Annotated in this window: 10 protein-coding genes; 3 read left to right on the forward strand and 7 right to left on the reverse strand. The window is 39.7% G+C overall.

Translation table 11 applies throughout. The features are described from left to right. Positions 1-81: 81 nt before the first annotated feature. The 4 genes from CYK18_RS03055 to gyrA form a co-directional block, all read right to left on the reverse strand. Positions 82-1,362, reverse strand: a complete 1,281-nt coding sequence (locus CYK18_RS03055; protein ID WP_101784979.1) for an O-acetylhomoserine aminocarboxypropyltransferase/cysteine synthase family protein — start codon at positions 1,360-1,362, stop codon at positions 82-84. Between the two features lie 146 nt (positions 1,363-1,508). Then, positions 1,509-2,306 (reverse strand): formate/nitrite transporter family protein, encoded by a 798-nt coding sequence (locus CYK18_RS03060; protein ID WP_101784981.1) that lies wholly within the window; start codon positions 2,304-2,306, stop codon positions 1,509-1,511. A 139-nt stretch (positions 2,307-2,445) separates the two neighbouring features. Beyond that, positions 2,446-3,186 carry a sortase SrtA gene (srtA, locus tag CYK18_RS03065; protein WP_101784983.1) on the reverse strand — a complete coding sequence of 247 codons (741 nt, stop codon included), beginning with the start codon at positions 3,184-3,186 and terminating at the stop codon, positions 2,446-2,448. Further along, positions 3,186-5,654 carry a DNA gyrase subunit A gene (gyrA, locus tag CYK18_RS03070; protein ID WP_101784985.1) on the reverse strand — a complete coding sequence of 823 codons (2,469 nt, stop codon included), beginning with the start codon at positions 5,652-5,654 and terminating at the stop codon, positions 3,186-3,188. The genes srtA and gyrA overlap by 1 nt, the downstream gene beginning before the upstream one ends. Positions 5,655-5,848: 194 nt before the next feature. Here gyrA and CYK18_RS03075 point away from each other — a divergent pair, with 194 nt between their 5' ends. Beyond that, entirely contained in the window at positions 5,849-6,835 is a 987-nt protein-coding gene (locus CYK18_RS03075) for an L-lactate dehydrogenase (RefSeq protein WP_000204727.1), read from the forward strand. A gap of 293 nt (positions 6,836-7,128) precedes the next feature. Here CYK18_RS03075 and pyk read toward each other — a convergent pair whose 3' ends face one another. From pyk to CYK18_RS03090, 3 genes are all read right to left on the reverse strand, one after another. Further along, a complete protein-coding gene (gene pyk / locus CYK18_RS03080) occupies positions 7,129-8,634 on the reverse strand; it encodes a pyruvate kinase (protein ID WP_101781993.1) in 1,506 nt (501 codons plus the stop codon). A gap of 58 nt (positions 8,635-8,692) precedes the next feature. Beyond that, the gene (pfkA, locus tag CYK18_RS03085) at positions 8,693-9,700 is read right to left on the reverse strand and encodes a 6-phosphofructokinase (protein ID WP_101781994.1); all 1,008 of its coding nucleotides are present in this window, start codon (positions 9,698-9,700) and stop codon (positions 8,693-8,695) included. A gap of 82 nt (positions 9,701-9,782) precedes the next feature. Further along, the gene (locus CYK18_RS03090) at positions 9,783-12,884 is read right to left on the reverse strand and encodes a DNA polymerase III subunit alpha (protein WP_180948000.1); all 3,102 of its coding nucleotides are present in this window, start codon (positions 12,882-12,884) and stop codon (positions 9,783-9,785) included. Positions 12,885-13,270: 386 nt separating this feature from the next. Between CYK18_RS03090 and CYK18_RS03095 the strand changes: the two genes are divergently transcribed. Together CYK18_RS03095 and CYK18_RS03100 are read left to right on the forward strand one after the other, a co-directional pair. Next, on the forward strand, positions 13,271-15,544 hold the full coding sequence (locus CYK18_RS03095; RefSeq protein WP_101784989.1) for a Xaa-Pro dipeptidyl-peptidase: 2,274 nt from the start codon (positions 13,271-13,273) through the stop codon (positions 15,542-15,544). Positions 15,545-15,562: 18 nt separating this feature from the next. Continuing rightward, the gene (locus CYK18_RS03100; protein WP_101781997.1) at positions 15,563-16,033 is read left to right on the forward strand and encodes an arginine repressor; all 471 of its coding nucleotides are present in this window, start codon (positions 15,563-15,565) and stop codon (positions 16,031-16,033) included. Positions 16,034-16,256 lie beyond the last annotated feature (223 nt).

The raw sequence follows: 16,256 nt of genomic DNA on the forward strand, positions 1-16,256 counted from the left end.
TAGGCTTCTGTAACCATTATATCATGCCTGAGGGAAAATCAAAAACAGTGAGTCGAAACCCACCGTTTAACTTCTTTTTCTTTAAATTTTTTCCAAGGCCAAGCGCAAGTCTTCAATCAAATCTTCTACATTTTCAAGACCGATAGACAAGCGGATTTGGTTTGGTGTGACTCCTGCAGCTTCCAGGTCTTTTTCTGACAATTGACCGTGAGTAGTTGTTGCTGGGTGAACAACAAGAGACTTGGCATCTGCCACATTTGCAAGGTCAGAGAAGATTTCCAAATTATCAATAACCTTGCGTGCTTCTGCCTCCCCACCTTTGACATGGAAGGTAAAGATTGAACCAACACCTTTTGGCAAATATTTCTCAGCCAAGGCATGATAAGGACTATCAGCAAGTTTTGGATAGTTGACTTTTTCTACCTTAGGATGGTTGATAAGAAAATCAACAATTTTCTCTGCATTTTGCACATGGCGCTCCACACGAAGTGAAAGGGTTTCAAGTCCTTGAAGCAAGAGGAAGGCATTAAATGGTGACAAGGCTGCACCTGTATCACGAAGCAATTGGACACGGACAGCGATAATAAAGGCTGCTGCACCCACATCACGAGTATAGCTCAAATTGTGGTAGCTTGGGTCTTCCTCAACAAATTGAGGGAATTTTCCTGAAGCCGCCCAGTCAAAACGACCACTATCGACAATCACTCCTCCAATAGTCGTACCATGCCCACCGATAAACTTAGTCGCAGAGTGAATGGCAATATCTACACCGTGAGAAAAAACGTTAATCAAATAAGGTGTTGCAAAGGTATTATCCGAAACTAGTGGAATCTGGTGTTTATGAGCAATCTCAGCCAATTTTTCCAAATCTGGAATATTAATCAAGGGATTTCCCAAGGTTTCAATCAAGACAAGCTTGGTATTGTCATTGATAGCTGCTTCCACTTCCTCCAAATTATCCACATCGACAAAGGTTGTTGTGATCCCATAACGAGGAAGGGTTTCTTTCAAGAGATTGAAGGTTCCACCGTAAATAGTTGATGCTGCCACTACATGGTCACCTGCATGGGCAAGCGCCAAAATCGTATAAGTCACTGCAGCCATACCTGATGCTGTTGCAAGAGCTCCAACACCGCCTTCAAGAGCAGCAATTCTTTCTTCAAAGGCAGCCGTTGTAGGATTTGTAATACGAGTATAAATGTTCCCTGGTTTTCTCAAAGCAAACAAATCGGCACCTTCCTGCGTGTCATCAAAAACAAAGGATGTTGTTTGATAAATCGGCACTGCACGAGACTTAGTTGCTGGATCCACAACTTGACCAGCATGCAATTGTAAGGTTTCAAATTTAAAATCACGAGTCATAAGGCTACCTCCATATAGTTTCATTAAGGATATTGTAGCACTATCTACCTATCTTGACTAATACCTCTTTTCTATATTTTGATATAAGAAGCGGCTATTACTTCTTACAAAATCGAAAAAAGCACGAATCAATCGTGCTCATTTTCTTAATCTACATAAGTATCTTCATTTTTATTGAGGAAGGCGTATGGAAGACCCATCAAGAGGCCTCCTCCGATAAAGTTTCCGATGAAGGTTACACCCCAGTGGCGAAGCATATTTCCAACACCGAAGTTAGCAATTGAATCCGCAGCAACACTGAATTTTACAATCGCGAAAGAAGCAAAGTTCGCAGCAATGTGCTCGTTTGTTAAGAATACAAACATGTAAATCGCTGACAACACAAGCCAAAGTTTGGCACCACCATCTTTGACCAAAACAAATGAAAGAATCGCAATATTTACGAAAATATTTGCCAAAATCGCCTCAAGCAAGATTAATTCATTTGAACGGCCTAACTTCATCTCAACAACCCCTGAGATGAAACTATCGTGTGTCAGATGTGCATAAGCTGCTGAGTGGGCAAAGCCCCAACCCGCTATCAAGGCTCCGATAAGGTTGAACAAGGTACAGTAAAGTAAAATCTCAGTTGTCTTTCTCCAAGAGATTTTTTTCAAGAAACTACCAGCAGTCAAGAACATCATGTTTGAAGTTACCAACTCAGCATTCAAGAAAACAATGTAGGCCAAGCCCCAAGCAAAGACAAAGGGGAAGAGGAAGCGTCCACTACCTGGTGCAATTTTATTAATCAAGTCAGCCCCAACTGCACCAGCAGCAGTACTGAAGGTTAAAAATGCACCTGCGAACATAGAACGAATCGCATACTTAAATTTGCTTTGACTATAAAGACTTTCTTTCTTCTTGCAAGCAAATTCAATCTTTGAGATAAATTCTGAAGAAACCATAATAAACTCCTAAAAATTTTTTACCTGATAATTATATCACAAACGTTAAAATTAAGGAAGCGTTTTCTGTATTTCATAAAAGTTTATTCTTATGAAAAGCTTAAAAAATCAGTGAAATCCAGGATTTCACTGATTTGTATTAATAAAATTGTTTATATGGTTGATTGAAAGCTGTTAGGATTTCATCAGATGTTTGTGAATAATCTTTTGTTTCTTTCAAATCGCCTTTTACAATAATACGTTCTGTAGCGGCAAGGTCTTCACAGGTTACTAATGTAATCTCATTTACCCCATCTCTATCATCAACTTCATCAACACGATCCGGTGTAACACGTTTAACTTCACGTATTTCATAAGTATAAACTTTATTTTTATCGGTTAGATAAATCTTCATACCATTTTTAGCGTTATCTAAAGGAGAAAATAACATTTTATTAGCATTATTGACACCAAAAATATGATGACTAGCTAGACTATAATTTCCTTTTCCCATCACTTGATCGCGTTTCATCGTACCAGCACCATAGAAGAGATTGACATTATCAAGCCCTTTAAAAATTGGCAGATTCATTTCTAATTCAGGGACTGCAATTCCGCCGATAACTGGTAATTTTTGAGCATCCCATTGAGAAGCTAGAACCGCTTCAGAAGAGATAGCATTGACAGAATCAAAATCAAAATTTCCTTCTGTATCCTGATTTTCTTCTATTTTTTCTTTTGATACCTGACTAACTTGGTATTTATTGGTATTCCAAACTATGAAAATATCACGAATTTTAGCATTAAAAATCAAAGCAATTGATAGTAGTATCAGAAATCCTGCTAGGATATTTGTCAGCAGATTTTTTCGTTTATTTTTCTTCTTATTTTTTTGAGACATTATGCTTCACCTTCTGTTTCGTTTTCTGTCCCAACTTCTTCTTTTTCTGCCGCTGCAACCGTAGTAAAGGTCACAATTTTAGCATCTTGATCCAGACGCATTACTTTAACTCCCATAGTTGAGCGTCCTGTTTGTGAAATATTGGCAACATTGGTTCGAATCATGACACCTGTATCAGTGATAATCATCAAATCTTCATCACCTTTAACAGTCAAGAGACCTGATAGAGGACCATTTTTCTCAGCCACATTAGCCGTCTTCATCCCTTTACCACCACGACCTTTTGTTGGATATTCGGTCGCGACTGTACGCTTACCATATCCTTTTTCTGTGATGATAAGAACCTCGTCTTGATCAGTAATTACGCTAGCACCAACTACTGTGTCTCCCTCACGGAGATTCACACCTTTCACACCTGTGGCGATACGACTCATGCCGCGAACGGCTGATTGATTAAAGCGAACTGCATAACCAAACTTGGTACCAATAATAATATCCGTCTCTTCTTCCGTCAACAAGACATTAATTAACTCATCTTCATCTTTAAGATTCAGTGCTTTAAGTCCATTTTGACGAATATTAGCAAATTCCTTAACGCTCGTTCTCTTCACAATACCGTGACGGGTTGTAAAGAAGAGATAAGCATCATCACTGCGTTCAGACTCAACATTGATAATAGTCTGAATACTTTCGCCTTCATCCAATTTCAAGAGATTAACTACTGGTAGTCCTTTGGCCGTCCGACCATACTCAGGAATTTCATATCCTTTCAGGCGATAGACGCGTCCTTTATTTGTGAAGAAGAGCAGGTGATCATGGGTGCTAGTCGACACTAACTCACGAACAAAATCGTCATCCTTAACACCTGTACCTTGAACACCGCGGCCACCACGTTTTTGAGCAGTAAATTCAGCTTGGTCCAGACGTTTGATGTATCCCTTATTAGAAAGCGTAATCAAGACATCCGATTCTTCAATCAAATCCTCATCTTCAAGACTCAATACTTCACCGACCATCAACTCTGTACGACGTTGGTCGCCAAACTTACGCTTAACTTCATCCAATTCTTCTTTGATGATTTGAGAAACACGTTCTGGTTTAGCAAGAATATCTGCTAAATCCGCAATCAGAGCCAAGAGGTCATCATACTCAGACTGGATCTTATCGCGTTCCAAGCCTGTCAAACGACGAAGACGCATGTCTAGTATAGCCTGACTTTGACGTTCAGAAAGCTTAAACTTACTCATCAACTCAGCTTGTGCTTCCGCATCTGTTTCACTAGCACGGATGATACGAATCACTTCGTCGATATGGTCTAGCGCAATCAAGAGACCTTCTAAGATATGAGCACGTGCTTCCGCTTTTTCCTTATCAAAACGTGTCCGACGAACAACCACTTCTTTTTGGTGTTCGATATAAGCATCCAAAATCTGACGAAGAGACAAAATCTTGGGTACCCCATTTTGGATAGCAAGCATATTGAAACCAAAGTTAGTTTGCATCTGGGTCATCTTGAAAAGATTGTTGAGGATAACATTTGCTGAGGCATCGCGCTTAACTTCGATAACAAATCGAACACCTTCACGGTTTGATTCATCACGTACGGCTGTGATGCCCTCAATCCGTTTTTCCTGAACCAAACGAACAATATGCTCATGGACCTTGGTTTTATTGACCATGTAAGGAAATTCTGTTACAACGATGCGCTCACGGCCAGTCTTAGTTTCTTCAATTTCAGTACGAGAACGAAGGACAATAGAACCTTTACCTGTTTCATAAGCCTTATGAATGCCTGATTTCCCCATGACAAGGGCACCTGTTGGAAAATCTGGACCAGGCAAGACTTCCATCAAGTCCTTAGTCGTCACTTCAGGATTGTCCATGACCAACTTCACTGCATCAATGGTTTCTCCCAAGTTGTGAGGCGGAATATTGGTCGCCATTCCAACGGCAATACCAGTTGCTCCATTAACTAAAAGATTTGGAAAACGAGCTGGCAAGACCAAAGGTTCACGTTCATTGGCATCATAGTTATCAACGAAATCAACTGTATTTTTATTGATATCACGAAGCATTTCCAGAGCAATCTTGCTCATGCGTGCCTCAGTGTAACGCTGGGCGGCAGCACCATCTCCATCCATGGAACCAAAGTTTCCATGCCCATCTACAAGCATGTAACGGTAACTCCACCATTGAGCCATACGAACCATAGCTTCATAGATAGAGGAATCCCCGTGTGGGTGGTATTTACCCATGACATCCCCTGTAATACGAGCAGATTTTTTATGAGGTTTGTCTGGAGTAACACCCAATTCATTCATTCCATAGAGAATCCGACGGTGAACTGGTTTCAAGCCATCTCGAACATCAGGAAGAGCCCGCGCTACGATAACACTCATGGCGTAATCGATAAAGCTCGTCTTCATCTCCTTTGTCAGATTGACATTCACTAAATTTCTATCCTGCATTAATAAATGCCTCATTTCACTATTAGTAATTAATAATATTATACCATAATGTCCGCCATATTTCAGGTATCCAAATTAGCTAAAACGTTTACATCAAGAACTCCAAGGCATATTCGTGACAAAGCTTTTTAAAAGTGATAGAATTAAAATAACTGGGGAAAACCCTGAATAAAATTAAGGAGATGTTTAGAACAATGACTTCAACTAAACAACACAAAAAAGTTATCCTTGTCGGTGATGGTGCTGTAGGTTCATCTTACGCTTTTGCACTTGTTAACCAAGGAATTGCACAAGAGCTTGGAATTATCGAAATTCCACAATTGCATGAAAAAGCTGTTGGTGATGCGCTTGACCTTAGCCACGCCCTTGCCTTCACTTCACCTAAAAAAATCTATGCAGCTCAATACTCTGACTGTGCAGACGCTGACCTTGTTGTAATCACTGCAGGTGCACCTCAAAAACCAGGTGAAACTCGTCTTGACCTTGTAGGTAAAAACCTTGCTATCAACAAATCAATCGTAACTCAAGTTGTTGAATCTGGTTTCAAAGGTATCTTCCTTGTTGCCGCTAACCCAGTTGACGTCTTGACTTACTCAACTTGGAAATTCTCTGGTTTCCCTAAAGAACGCGTTATCGGTTCAGGTACTTCACTTGACTCAGCTCGTTTCCGTCAAGCACTTGCTGAAAAATTAGATGTTGATGCTCGTTCAGTGCACGCCTACATCATGGGTGAACACGGTGACTCTGAGTTCGCTGTTTGGTCACACGCTAACATCGCTGGTGTAAACCTTGAAGAATTCCTTAAAGACACTCAAAATGTTCAAGAGGCTGAATTGATTGAATTGTTCGAAGGTGTTCGTGATGCTGCCTACACAATCATCAACAAAAAAGGTGCAACATACTACGGTATCGCAGTAGCCCTTGCTCGTATCACTAAAGCAATCCTTGACGACGAGAACGCAGTACTTCCACTTTCAGTATTCCAAGAAGGTCAATACGGAGTTGAGAACGTCTTTATCGGTCAACCAGCTGTTGTTGGTGCACACGGAATCGTTCGTCCAGTAAACATTCCATTGAACGATGCAGAAACTCAAAAAATGCAAGCATCTGCTAAAGAATTGCAAGCTATTATTGATGAAGCATGGAAAAATCCAGAATTCCAAGAAGCTTCTAAAAACTAATTAAAGTTGAAATAACTCCTTGAATCCTCAAGGGGTTATTTTTTGTGTTTAAACTCAATATCTTGCTTGCTGAAAGCAATGTACCTCTTAAAGCTATAAGCGCTTGAAGTTCATAAAGACGCCAAAGCAACAAATCAGATTTATACTCACATCACAAAGATCATGAAGCAAGCCGTGCTTGACGTAATTAATACCGTCGCATTAAATCGCAAGTAAAAAATTTTGCCCCATAAACAAAAAAGCCCATCATACAGGCTAGAAAGCTTGATATGATAGGCTTTTTCTTATTTTAATTAACGTACTGTGCGGATACGCATTGTGTTCGTACGAACAGCTTCTCCAACTGGTACACCAGCTACGATAACGATATCGTCACCAGATTGTACAAGTCCTGCTTCAACTGCTTTACGTTCAGCGATTTCAAACATATCGTCAGTTGATGATGGAGCATCTGTCAACATTGGGATAACACCCCAGTTCAACATCAATCCACGTTCTGTCAATTCGTCGAATGTCAATGCTAAGATGTCAGCATTTGGACGGTATTTAGAGATCAAACGTGCAGTGTGACCAGTCTTAGTAAGAGTTACAACCAATTTAATGTCCATTGAGTTAGTAGCATCTTTAACAGCTGAAGCCATTACTTCTGTCTTAGAGTTACGTTCGAATGAATCTGAGTTCAAACGTCCGTATTCGTTAAGAAGAGTTTGAGCGTTCTTATCGATTGTAGCCATTGTAGCTACTGACTCAAGTGGGTATTTACCGTTTGCAGACTCACCTGAAAGCATTGTAGCATCAGTTCCGTCGATAACAGCGTTAAATACGTCTGATACTTCTGAACGAGTTGCACGTGGTTTTTCAGTCATTGTTTCAAGCATGTTTGTTGCAGTGATAACAACTTTACCTGCAGCATTGACTTTAGTGATGATCATTTTTTGGTAAACTGGAACCATTTCGAATGGTACTTCGATACCCATGTCACCACGAGCGATCATGATACCATCAGCAGCTTCGATGATTTCATCCAAGTTATCGATACCTTGTTGGTTTTCGATTTTAGCAAACAATTGAACATGTCCGTTTCCAGTTTCTTCACAGATTGCACGAACTTCGTTCACATCTTTTGCAGTACGTACGAATGAAATCGCGATGAAGTTGATACCTTGTTCAAGACCGAAACGGATATCGTCGTTATCGCGTTCAGCAAGAGCTGGGAAAGGAATTTTAGTGTTAGGAATGTTCACACCTTTTTGTTTAGCGATGATACCATCGTTTTCAACTTCAACTTCAAATTCACGAGTTGCATCATCTTTAGCAACCACACGAAGACCAAGTTTACCATCGTCAACCAACACTTGACGACCAACTTCAACATCATCATAGATATCAAGAGCACCAGCAACGTTCAACGCAATCACTTCACGAGTTGATTTGATTCCTTGTTTAGTTGCAACACGGATTTTTTCACCAGTTTTGTATGAATACTCTTTAGCTTCACCTTCGAACAATTCTGTACGGATTTCTGGTCCTTTTGTATCAAGAAGGAAACCAACTTTTTTACCTGCAAGTTTTTCTGCAAGTTTAACAGTTGCCATACGCTCACCTTGTTCTTGGTGGTCACCGTGTGAGAAGTTGAAACGGAATGTGTTAGCACCAGCTTCAATCAATTTAGCAATGTTTTTAGCTGAAGCTTCAACATCAAGTTTTTCACCCCAGTATCCGTCATCACCAAATTTTTTACCACCACGGATTTCTACCGCAGGACCCAAAGTTGCAACGATTTTTACACGTTTATTCATGATTTTTGTGACTCCTTTATATATATGACCTTTTTGGTCTTATTAACTAAATTGTAAATTATGACAAGCTCTTATTCAAGCTAGATAGCTCAAGGTCAGCCTTATGTGGGTTGTTAACCACAATCTTACCATCTGCAGTCAAGCTAAACAATGCTCCTTCTTCTGCAGTTCCAAGAATTGGGTTTTCAACCATTTTCTCGTTACGGATACCAACCGCAACACCACCGATACCTTCTTTAAGAAGTTTAACAGCATGCGCACCCATGCGTGACGCCAATACACGGTCACGCGCAGTTGGAGAACCACCACGTTGGATATGTCCAAGTTCTGTTACACGAAGGTCGCTTGTATCCCCAGCTTCTTTTAGTTTTTTACCAAATTCAGCCGCTGACATCACACCTTCAGCCAAGACGATGATGTTGTGTTTTTTACCACACTCATAACCACATTTAATGCTTTCTACGATATCTTCAATCTTGAATCCTTCTTCAGGAATGATGATTTCATCAGCACCAGTTGCAATACCAGCCCAAAGAGCGATATCACCAGCGTTACGTCCCATAACTTCGATAACAAAAGTACGACGGTGACTTGATGATGTATCACGAATCTTATCGATAGCGTCCATAGCAGTCGTAACCGCTGTATCAAAACCGATTGTGAAGTCTGTACCAACGATATCATTATCGATTGTACCTGGAAGACCGATAGCTGGGAAGCCATGTTCAGTCAAACGCATAGCACCGTGGTAAGATCCGTCACCACCGATAACAACTACACCTTCAATTCCGTGTTTTTTCAATTGCTCAATCCCTTTAAGTTGCCCTTCAAGTTGAGCGAACTCTGGATAACGAGCTGAGTGAAGGAAAGTACCACCACGAGAAATGATGTCTCCTACTGAAGCTGCATCTAGGGGATGAATTTCACCGGCAACCATACCAGCATATCCGTCATAGATACCAAACACTTCCATTCCTTCTGAAATTGCTTGACGAACAACTGCACGGATAGCAGCGTTCATACCAGGTGCGTCTCCGCCACTAGTCAAAACAGCAATACGTTTCATATTGGTTTATGCTCCTTTTTCTTTTAACATTCTTATTAATTATACCACATTTGATTTTAAAATTCTTCTATTTTCCGTATTTTTAGCGATAAATCGTTTTCATAACGATTTCATTCAATTTTGCTTCTAATTCATTGGATTTAGCTACAAAATGATGGGGAGAAACGATTGTTTTCTGTTCCTCTTCATACCTGATGATGACTGGGATTGGGCCTTTATACTGGTCTAAAATACGTGAAATTTCTTGATCCGATTCATGATTTTTCACCTGTATCCAAAAGCGTTCAGCAACTGCTTCTCTTATTTCTTGTGCAATCATTTGCAGACGGCCATCACGTGACTGGATTTTTCCTTTTATATAGTAGAAGGCTCCCTCTTTTATTTCCTGCCCAACCTGACGATATAAGTCTGAAAAGAGAGTGACATCCAATTTTTTCTTACTGTCATCTACCTGTAAAAATGCCATATTTTCGCCCTTTTTGGTACGAATTACTTTTATCTTCTGAACTTCAACCAAGATAATAGCGTAGCTATTTTCTGACAAATCCCCAATTGGGGTAATCGGGTAAATAGCCTTACTTGCGATAGTTTGTAGGGGATGTTTGCTGACACCTATCCCTAAAAGCTCTTGTTCCATATAGAATTTTTCTTGATCTGTCCAATCTTCCGATTCCTGCCAACTATAAATAGTATCTCCAAACAAACTTCCTAACTCTTTTACAAATTCAAATAGATTAACTAAATTATTGAATACTTTTTGGCGATTTTTTTCAAATGAATCGAAAAGACCAACTTTTACCAAAGGTTCTAGCAGAGGAAGTTTCAAATAATTCTCAGGTAATTTAGCTATAAAATCTTCAATGTTAGAATAGGGTCTATTTTCAATAATCCAAAGTGCCAAATCCTTGCTGATTCCCTTAATCGATTTCAATCCTAGATAGATGGCCTTGTTGGCAATTTTATCGTGATAAGGAATGGTGTTGATGGACAGAGGCGCTACTTCAAAGCCTGCTTCTAAGGCATCTGTTAAGTAATCACTGTTGGCGGAATTCAACATGACCTGATAAAAAATGGCTGGATAATGCGTTTTGAAATAAGCCAACTGGAAGGCCAAGGCTGAGTAGGCATAGGCGTGAGATCTATTAAATCCATAACCTGCAAACTTCTCCATAACATCAAAAACCTGCTCTGCTTTTTCCGCAGTATGTCCAGCTTCTAATGAACCTTGAATAAAAGAAGCCCTCATCTCATGCATGGCAGAGGCATCCTTTTTCCCCATAGCTCGGCGCAAAATATCGGCTTTCCCAAGACTAAATCCAGCAAAACGCTGAGCAACCTGCATAACCTGCTCCTGATAGAGCATAATTCCGTAAGTTGGAGCCAAAATATCCTCCAGTACTGGATCCAGAACAGTCACTTCTTCCTGCCCATGCTTTCTTGCCACAAAATTATTGATATAATCACTAGCACCTGGTCGATTTAGGGAAGTAGTTGCTACGACATCTTCAAAACAGACTGGCTGCACACGCTTGAGCAGGCGAATAGCTCCAGGTTGCTCAAATTGAAAGATACCTTTTGTATTACCAGCAGCAAATAAAGCCAGCGTTTCTTTGTCTTCCAAATCGATTTCTTCTATTTTCAAGTGAATGCCTTCTGTTTCAGCAAGTAATTCTTGCATCTTCTGGACAAAGGTCAGATTTCGTAGTCCCAGAAAGTCCATCTTCAAAAGCCCGCTAGCCTCAACACCATGAGCATCATACTGAGTCAGTGGAATTTCATCACCATGCTTTAGAGGGATGTAATTGGTCAAATCTTGGTCACTGATTACAACACCAGCTGCATGGACAGAGGTTTGTCTTGGATAGCCCTCTATCTTGCAAGCAATCTCAAAGGCTTTTTGGTATTCTAACTTACTATTGATTTGCTGACGAAACTGTAGATTGCCCTCATAGGCCGACTTAAGATTGTCCCGAAAACTGATTTTCTTAGTAATTGCAGATAATTCATACTCTGGCACACCAAAACGTTTCAAGACATCTCGTAGAGCTTGCTTGGCTCCAAAGGTTGAAAAAGTAACGATTTGAGCAGCATGTTTACTACCATATTTATTGCCAACATATCTGATAAAATCTGGACGATAAATATCAGGAATATCGATATCAATATCAGGCATAGTATAGCGTTCACGATTGAGAAAGCGTTCAAAAATCAGATTTTTCTCTACTGGGTCAATCCCCGTGATGTCTAAGGCATAAGAAACCAAACTACCAACAGCAGAACCCCGTCCCATTCCCATATAATAGCCATTCGAACGTCCGAAACGCAGCAAATCCCAGACAACCAAGAAATAATCATCAAAGCCCATATCATGAATAACAGCCAATTCTTGGTCTAGACGGTCTTGATATTCTTTACTAGACAACCCCTTATGAGCAAGCCCCAGTTCAGCACGTTCTCTCAACTCTTCTACTGCTGGTCTAGCTGGATTAAAGCGAGGCAATTTCAGACTAGTATCCAAGTCATACGAAATACCTGAAATAAGTTTTTCTAAATTGTCCAAGGCTTGCGGAAAACGCTCTTGGAATAATTTCTCTAAAGAACTTGCTGATATAAGGACATCTTGTCGTGAGCGCAAGGGAACTTCTCTAAGTGGTAGATTTTCTTTAATCGCTGTTAAGACTTGCAGAACTTCTCTATCCCTGCTTTCAAAAGCATTGACCCGATAAAGTGGCAAAATAGGACGATAAAATTCGCTGGCCAGTGTTTCTGGGTAAACCCCTATATAGTAATCACAGCCTAGATTTAGTGATTCAAGCTCTTCAAAATAAGGCACAATTACCGCGATATCCTCCAGATACTGAGATAGAACTGACCAATTTTTCTCCCCCTGCATCTTGGCTGTTGAAAGCTTCATCAACTGCTGATAGCCCACACTAGATAGAGCTAAAAAGCGTAAATTCACTTCCTGATTATCTACAAACACAATCATTTCAAGACCTAACAAAGGATGAATGCCATATTTTTTTGTAACCTCTAGAAAGTCAAAAGCACCATAAAGATTATCAATATCCATCATAGCCAAATGAGTGTAGCCGTATTCTTTAGCTACTCTCACATACTTATCGATTGAAATGACGCTCTCCATAAAACTATAGACTGTTTTTGTATCTAGTTGTGCGATCAATTTACACTTCTCCTCTATCCTTCTCACTATATTATACCATTTTCAAAAAGAGAAAGACAAAAGCAATGACTCCTATCTCTATTTTATATTTTAAATAAGGCATTTTGGATGAAAAAATAACAAATATATTTGCAGTAAAAATGTTTCTGTAAACTATTTTGAACTTTTTATCCCAATAAATGGATATCTCTTTTAAAGAAGTGAGATAAATTCACTCAAAATTCTTGTTAGATATAGTTTAATTTATGAATACTATAGAATATCACATATTATTTCATATAAATTGTATTCATTATTCTTTAATTAATTTCTTTCCCACTTAATAATTCCCTTTCTCCTATTTTTTTGATATAATAACCTTAATTATTATTTTACAAGGAGGTTTTATGCGCTTTAATCAATTCAGCTATTTATCACTTCCAAGAGATACTATTTTATATGAATTAAAAAAGTATGGATTTGATTTTCCATCTGAGTCAACAAATAAAAAGATGTTGGAGTCTTTTCTAAGTCGTTTCTTTTTCACTTATCAAGACACCAACTACCCACTTTCCATCCTAGCAGCTGATAAAAAAACAGACCTGCTGACATTTTTTCAATCAGAAGATGAACTGACAGCAGATATTTTTTATACTGTTGCTTTTCAACTTTTAGGCTTTTCTTATTTGGTTGACTTCGAAGATAGTGACATTTTTCGTAAAGAGACTGGATTTCCCATTATATATGGTGACTTAATTGAAAATCTCTATCAGTTACTCAATACTCGCACCAAAAAGGGAAATACTCTTATCGACCAACTTGTTAGCGATGGTCTTATCCCTGAGGATAATGACTACCACTACTTTAACGGCAAGAGTTTGGCTACTTTTTCTAGCCATGATGTGATTCGAGAAGTGGTCTATGTTGAGTCTCGTGTCGATACTGACCAAAAAGGTCTACCAGACTTAGTCAAGGTTAGCATTATTCGTCCACGTTATAAGGGGCAAATTCCTGCTATTATGACAGCCAGTCCTTATCACCAAGGAACAAATGACAAAGCAAGCGATAAGGCTCTCTACAAGATGGAGGGCGAGCTTGAGGTCAAAACTGCTCACAAGATTGAGCTAGAAGAACCTCAACTAAATCTCGTCCAACCTCAAGGCCAAGCTGAGCTTGTGTCAGAAACTGAGGAAAAGCTAAGTCACATCAACTCCAGCTATACACTCAACGACTACTTCCTTCCACGAGGTTTTGCTAATCTATATGTTTCAGGTGTTGGTACTAAAGACTCTACCGGTTTCATGACTAATGGCGACCACCAGCAAATCGAGGCTTATAAAAATGTCATCGATTGGCTTAATGACTGTTGCCGCGCCTTTACCGACCATACGCGCCAGCGTCAAGTCAAGGCTGACTGGTCAAATGGAAAAGTAGCCACAACTGGACTTTCTTATCTAGGTACCATGTCAAATGGTCTTGCTACTACGGGCGTCGATGGTTTAGAAGTCATCATTGCCGAGGCAGGAATTTCATCATGGTACAACTACTATCGTGAAAACGGTCTGGTGACCAGCCCAGGTGGTTATCCAGGTGAGGACTTTGACTCTCTTGCTGAGTTAACCTACTCACGTAATCTCTTGGCCGGCGACTATATCCGTGGCAATGAAGCTCACCAAGCTGACTTAGAAAAAGTAAAGGAACAACTGGATCGCAAGTCTGGTGACTACAATCAATTTTGGCATGACCGCAACTATCTGCTCAATGCTAATAAAGTAAAGGCAGAGGTTGTCTTTACCCACGGTTCTCAGGATTGGAATGTCAAACCACTTCATGTTTACCAGATGTTCCATGCTCTTCCTAATCATATAAACAAGCACCTCTTTTTTCATAATGGCGCACATGTTTACATGAACAACTGGCAGTCCATCGACTTCCGTGAGTCCATGAATGCTTTGTTGACAAAGAAATTACTGGGACAGGATACAGATTTCCAACTTCCTACTGTTGTATGGCAGGACAATACAACCCCTCAGACTTGGTTATCACTTGATAACTTCGGTGGGCAAGATAACTTTGAAACCTTCTCACTTGGTCAAGAAGAGCGAGTGATTCAAAATCAGTACTCAGATAAGGATTTTGAACGCTATGGTAAAAACTACCAGACCTTCAATACAGAACTCTATCAAGGGAAAGCCAATCAAATCACTATTGACTTTCCTGTGACCAAAGATCTCCACCTGAACGGTCGCGCTCAGCTCAATCTTCGTATCAAATCTAGTACAAACAAGGGACTCTTATCAGCCCAACTGCTAGAATTTGGTCAAAAGAAATACCTACAACCTTATCCAGCTATTTTAAGTGCTAAAACCATTGATAATGGACGCTACCACATGTTGGAAAATCTCTGTGAATTACCATTTAGACCAAATGCACAACGAGTCGTGACAAAAGGTTACCTCAATTTACAAAATAGAAATGATTTACTGTTAGTAGAGGATATTACTGCAGATGAATGGATGGATGTGCAATTTGAACTACAACCTACTATTTACAAGTTAAAAGAAGGAGATACTCTTCGTTTAGTCCTCTATACGACTGACTTTGAAATCACCATACGTGACAATACCGCTTACCAGCTGACTGTTGATCTTGAACAGTCTACACTTATCCTACCTCACTAAAAAAGGAGTTAAATTATTATGAATAAATCTGAACATCGACACCAACTCATACGAGCTCTTGTAACGAAAAATAAGATTCACACACAAGCTGAGTTGCAATCTCTTCTTGCTGATAATGATATTCAAGTTACCCAGGCAACTCTCTCACGTGACATCAAAAATATGAACCTCTCAAAAGTACGAGAAGAAGATAACTCTTACTACGTGCTCAATACAGGTTCTATCTCAAAATGGGAAAAACGTCTCGAACTCTACATGGAAGATGCCCTTGTCTTGATGCGTCCAGTTCAACATCAAGTTCTACTAAAAACCCTTCCTGGACTGGCTCAATCATTTGGTTCTATCATTGATGCTTTGAGTTTCCCTGACGCTATCGCTACCCTCTGTGGTGATGATGTCTGCCTTGTCATCTGTGAAGATGCAGAGGCAGCCCAACATTGCTTTGAAGAGCTGAAACGGTTCGCCCCACCATTTTTCTTTGGTGAATAAACAGAAACTGAACTCAAAAACTGCAGAACTCTCAAAATTTTAAACAGTAGTGAATTGATGTCAGCTAACATCTAGCGAATACAATAGCTGATTCCTACTGAAAAGTGAGCTATGCAGTTTAATAAAACAAAAAAGAGAAATCTATCTCATACATGAGTACAAAAGCTCCCCTTATAGTTTCTAGTGAAAAACAAATATTCACTAGAAAACTATAAGGGGAGTC

Source organism: Streptococcus mitis, from assembly GCF_002860865.1.
In the GTDB taxonomy this organism is placed as follows: Bacteria; Bacillota; Bacilli; order Lactobacillales; family Streptococcaceae; genus Streptococcus; species Streptococcus mitis_AT.

Bases quoted from the DNA above. Each gene is read 5' to 3' on its own strand.
- CYK18_RS03055 (WP_101784979.1), bottom strand. From the start codon at position 1,362: ATGACTCGTGATTTTAAATTTGAAACCTTACAATTGCATGCTGGTCAA.
- CYK18_RS03060 (WP_101784981.1), bottom strand. From the start codon at position 2,306: ATGGTTTCTTCAGAATTTATCTCAAAGATTGAATTTGCTTGCAAGAAG.
- srtA (WP_101784983.1), bottom strand. From the start codon at position 3,186: ATGTCTCAAAAAAATAAGAAGAAAAATAAACGAAAAAATCTGCTGACA.
- gyrA (WP_101784985.1), bottom strand. From the start codon at position 5,654: ATGCAGGATAGAAATTTAGTGAATGTCAATCTGACAAAGGAGATGAAG.
- CYK18_RS03075 (WP_000204727.1), top strand. From the start codon at position 5,849: ATGACTTCAACTAAACAACACAAAAAAGTTATCCTTGTCGGTGATGGT.
- pyk (WP_101781993.1), bottom strand. From the start codon at position 8,634: ATGAATAAACGTGTAAAAATCGTTGCAACTTTGGGTCCTGCGGTAGAA.
- pfkA (WP_101781994.1), bottom strand. From the start codon at position 9,700: ATGAAACGTATTGCTGTTTTGACTAGTGGCGGAGACGCACCTGGTATG.
- CYK18_RS03095 (WP_101784989.1), top strand. From the start codon at position 13,271: ATGCGCTTTAATCAATTCAGCTATTTATCACTTCCAAGAGATACTATT.
- CYK18_RS03100 (WP_101781997.1), top strand. From the start codon at position 15,563: ATGAATAAATCTGAACATCGACACCAACTCATACGAGCTCTTGTAACG.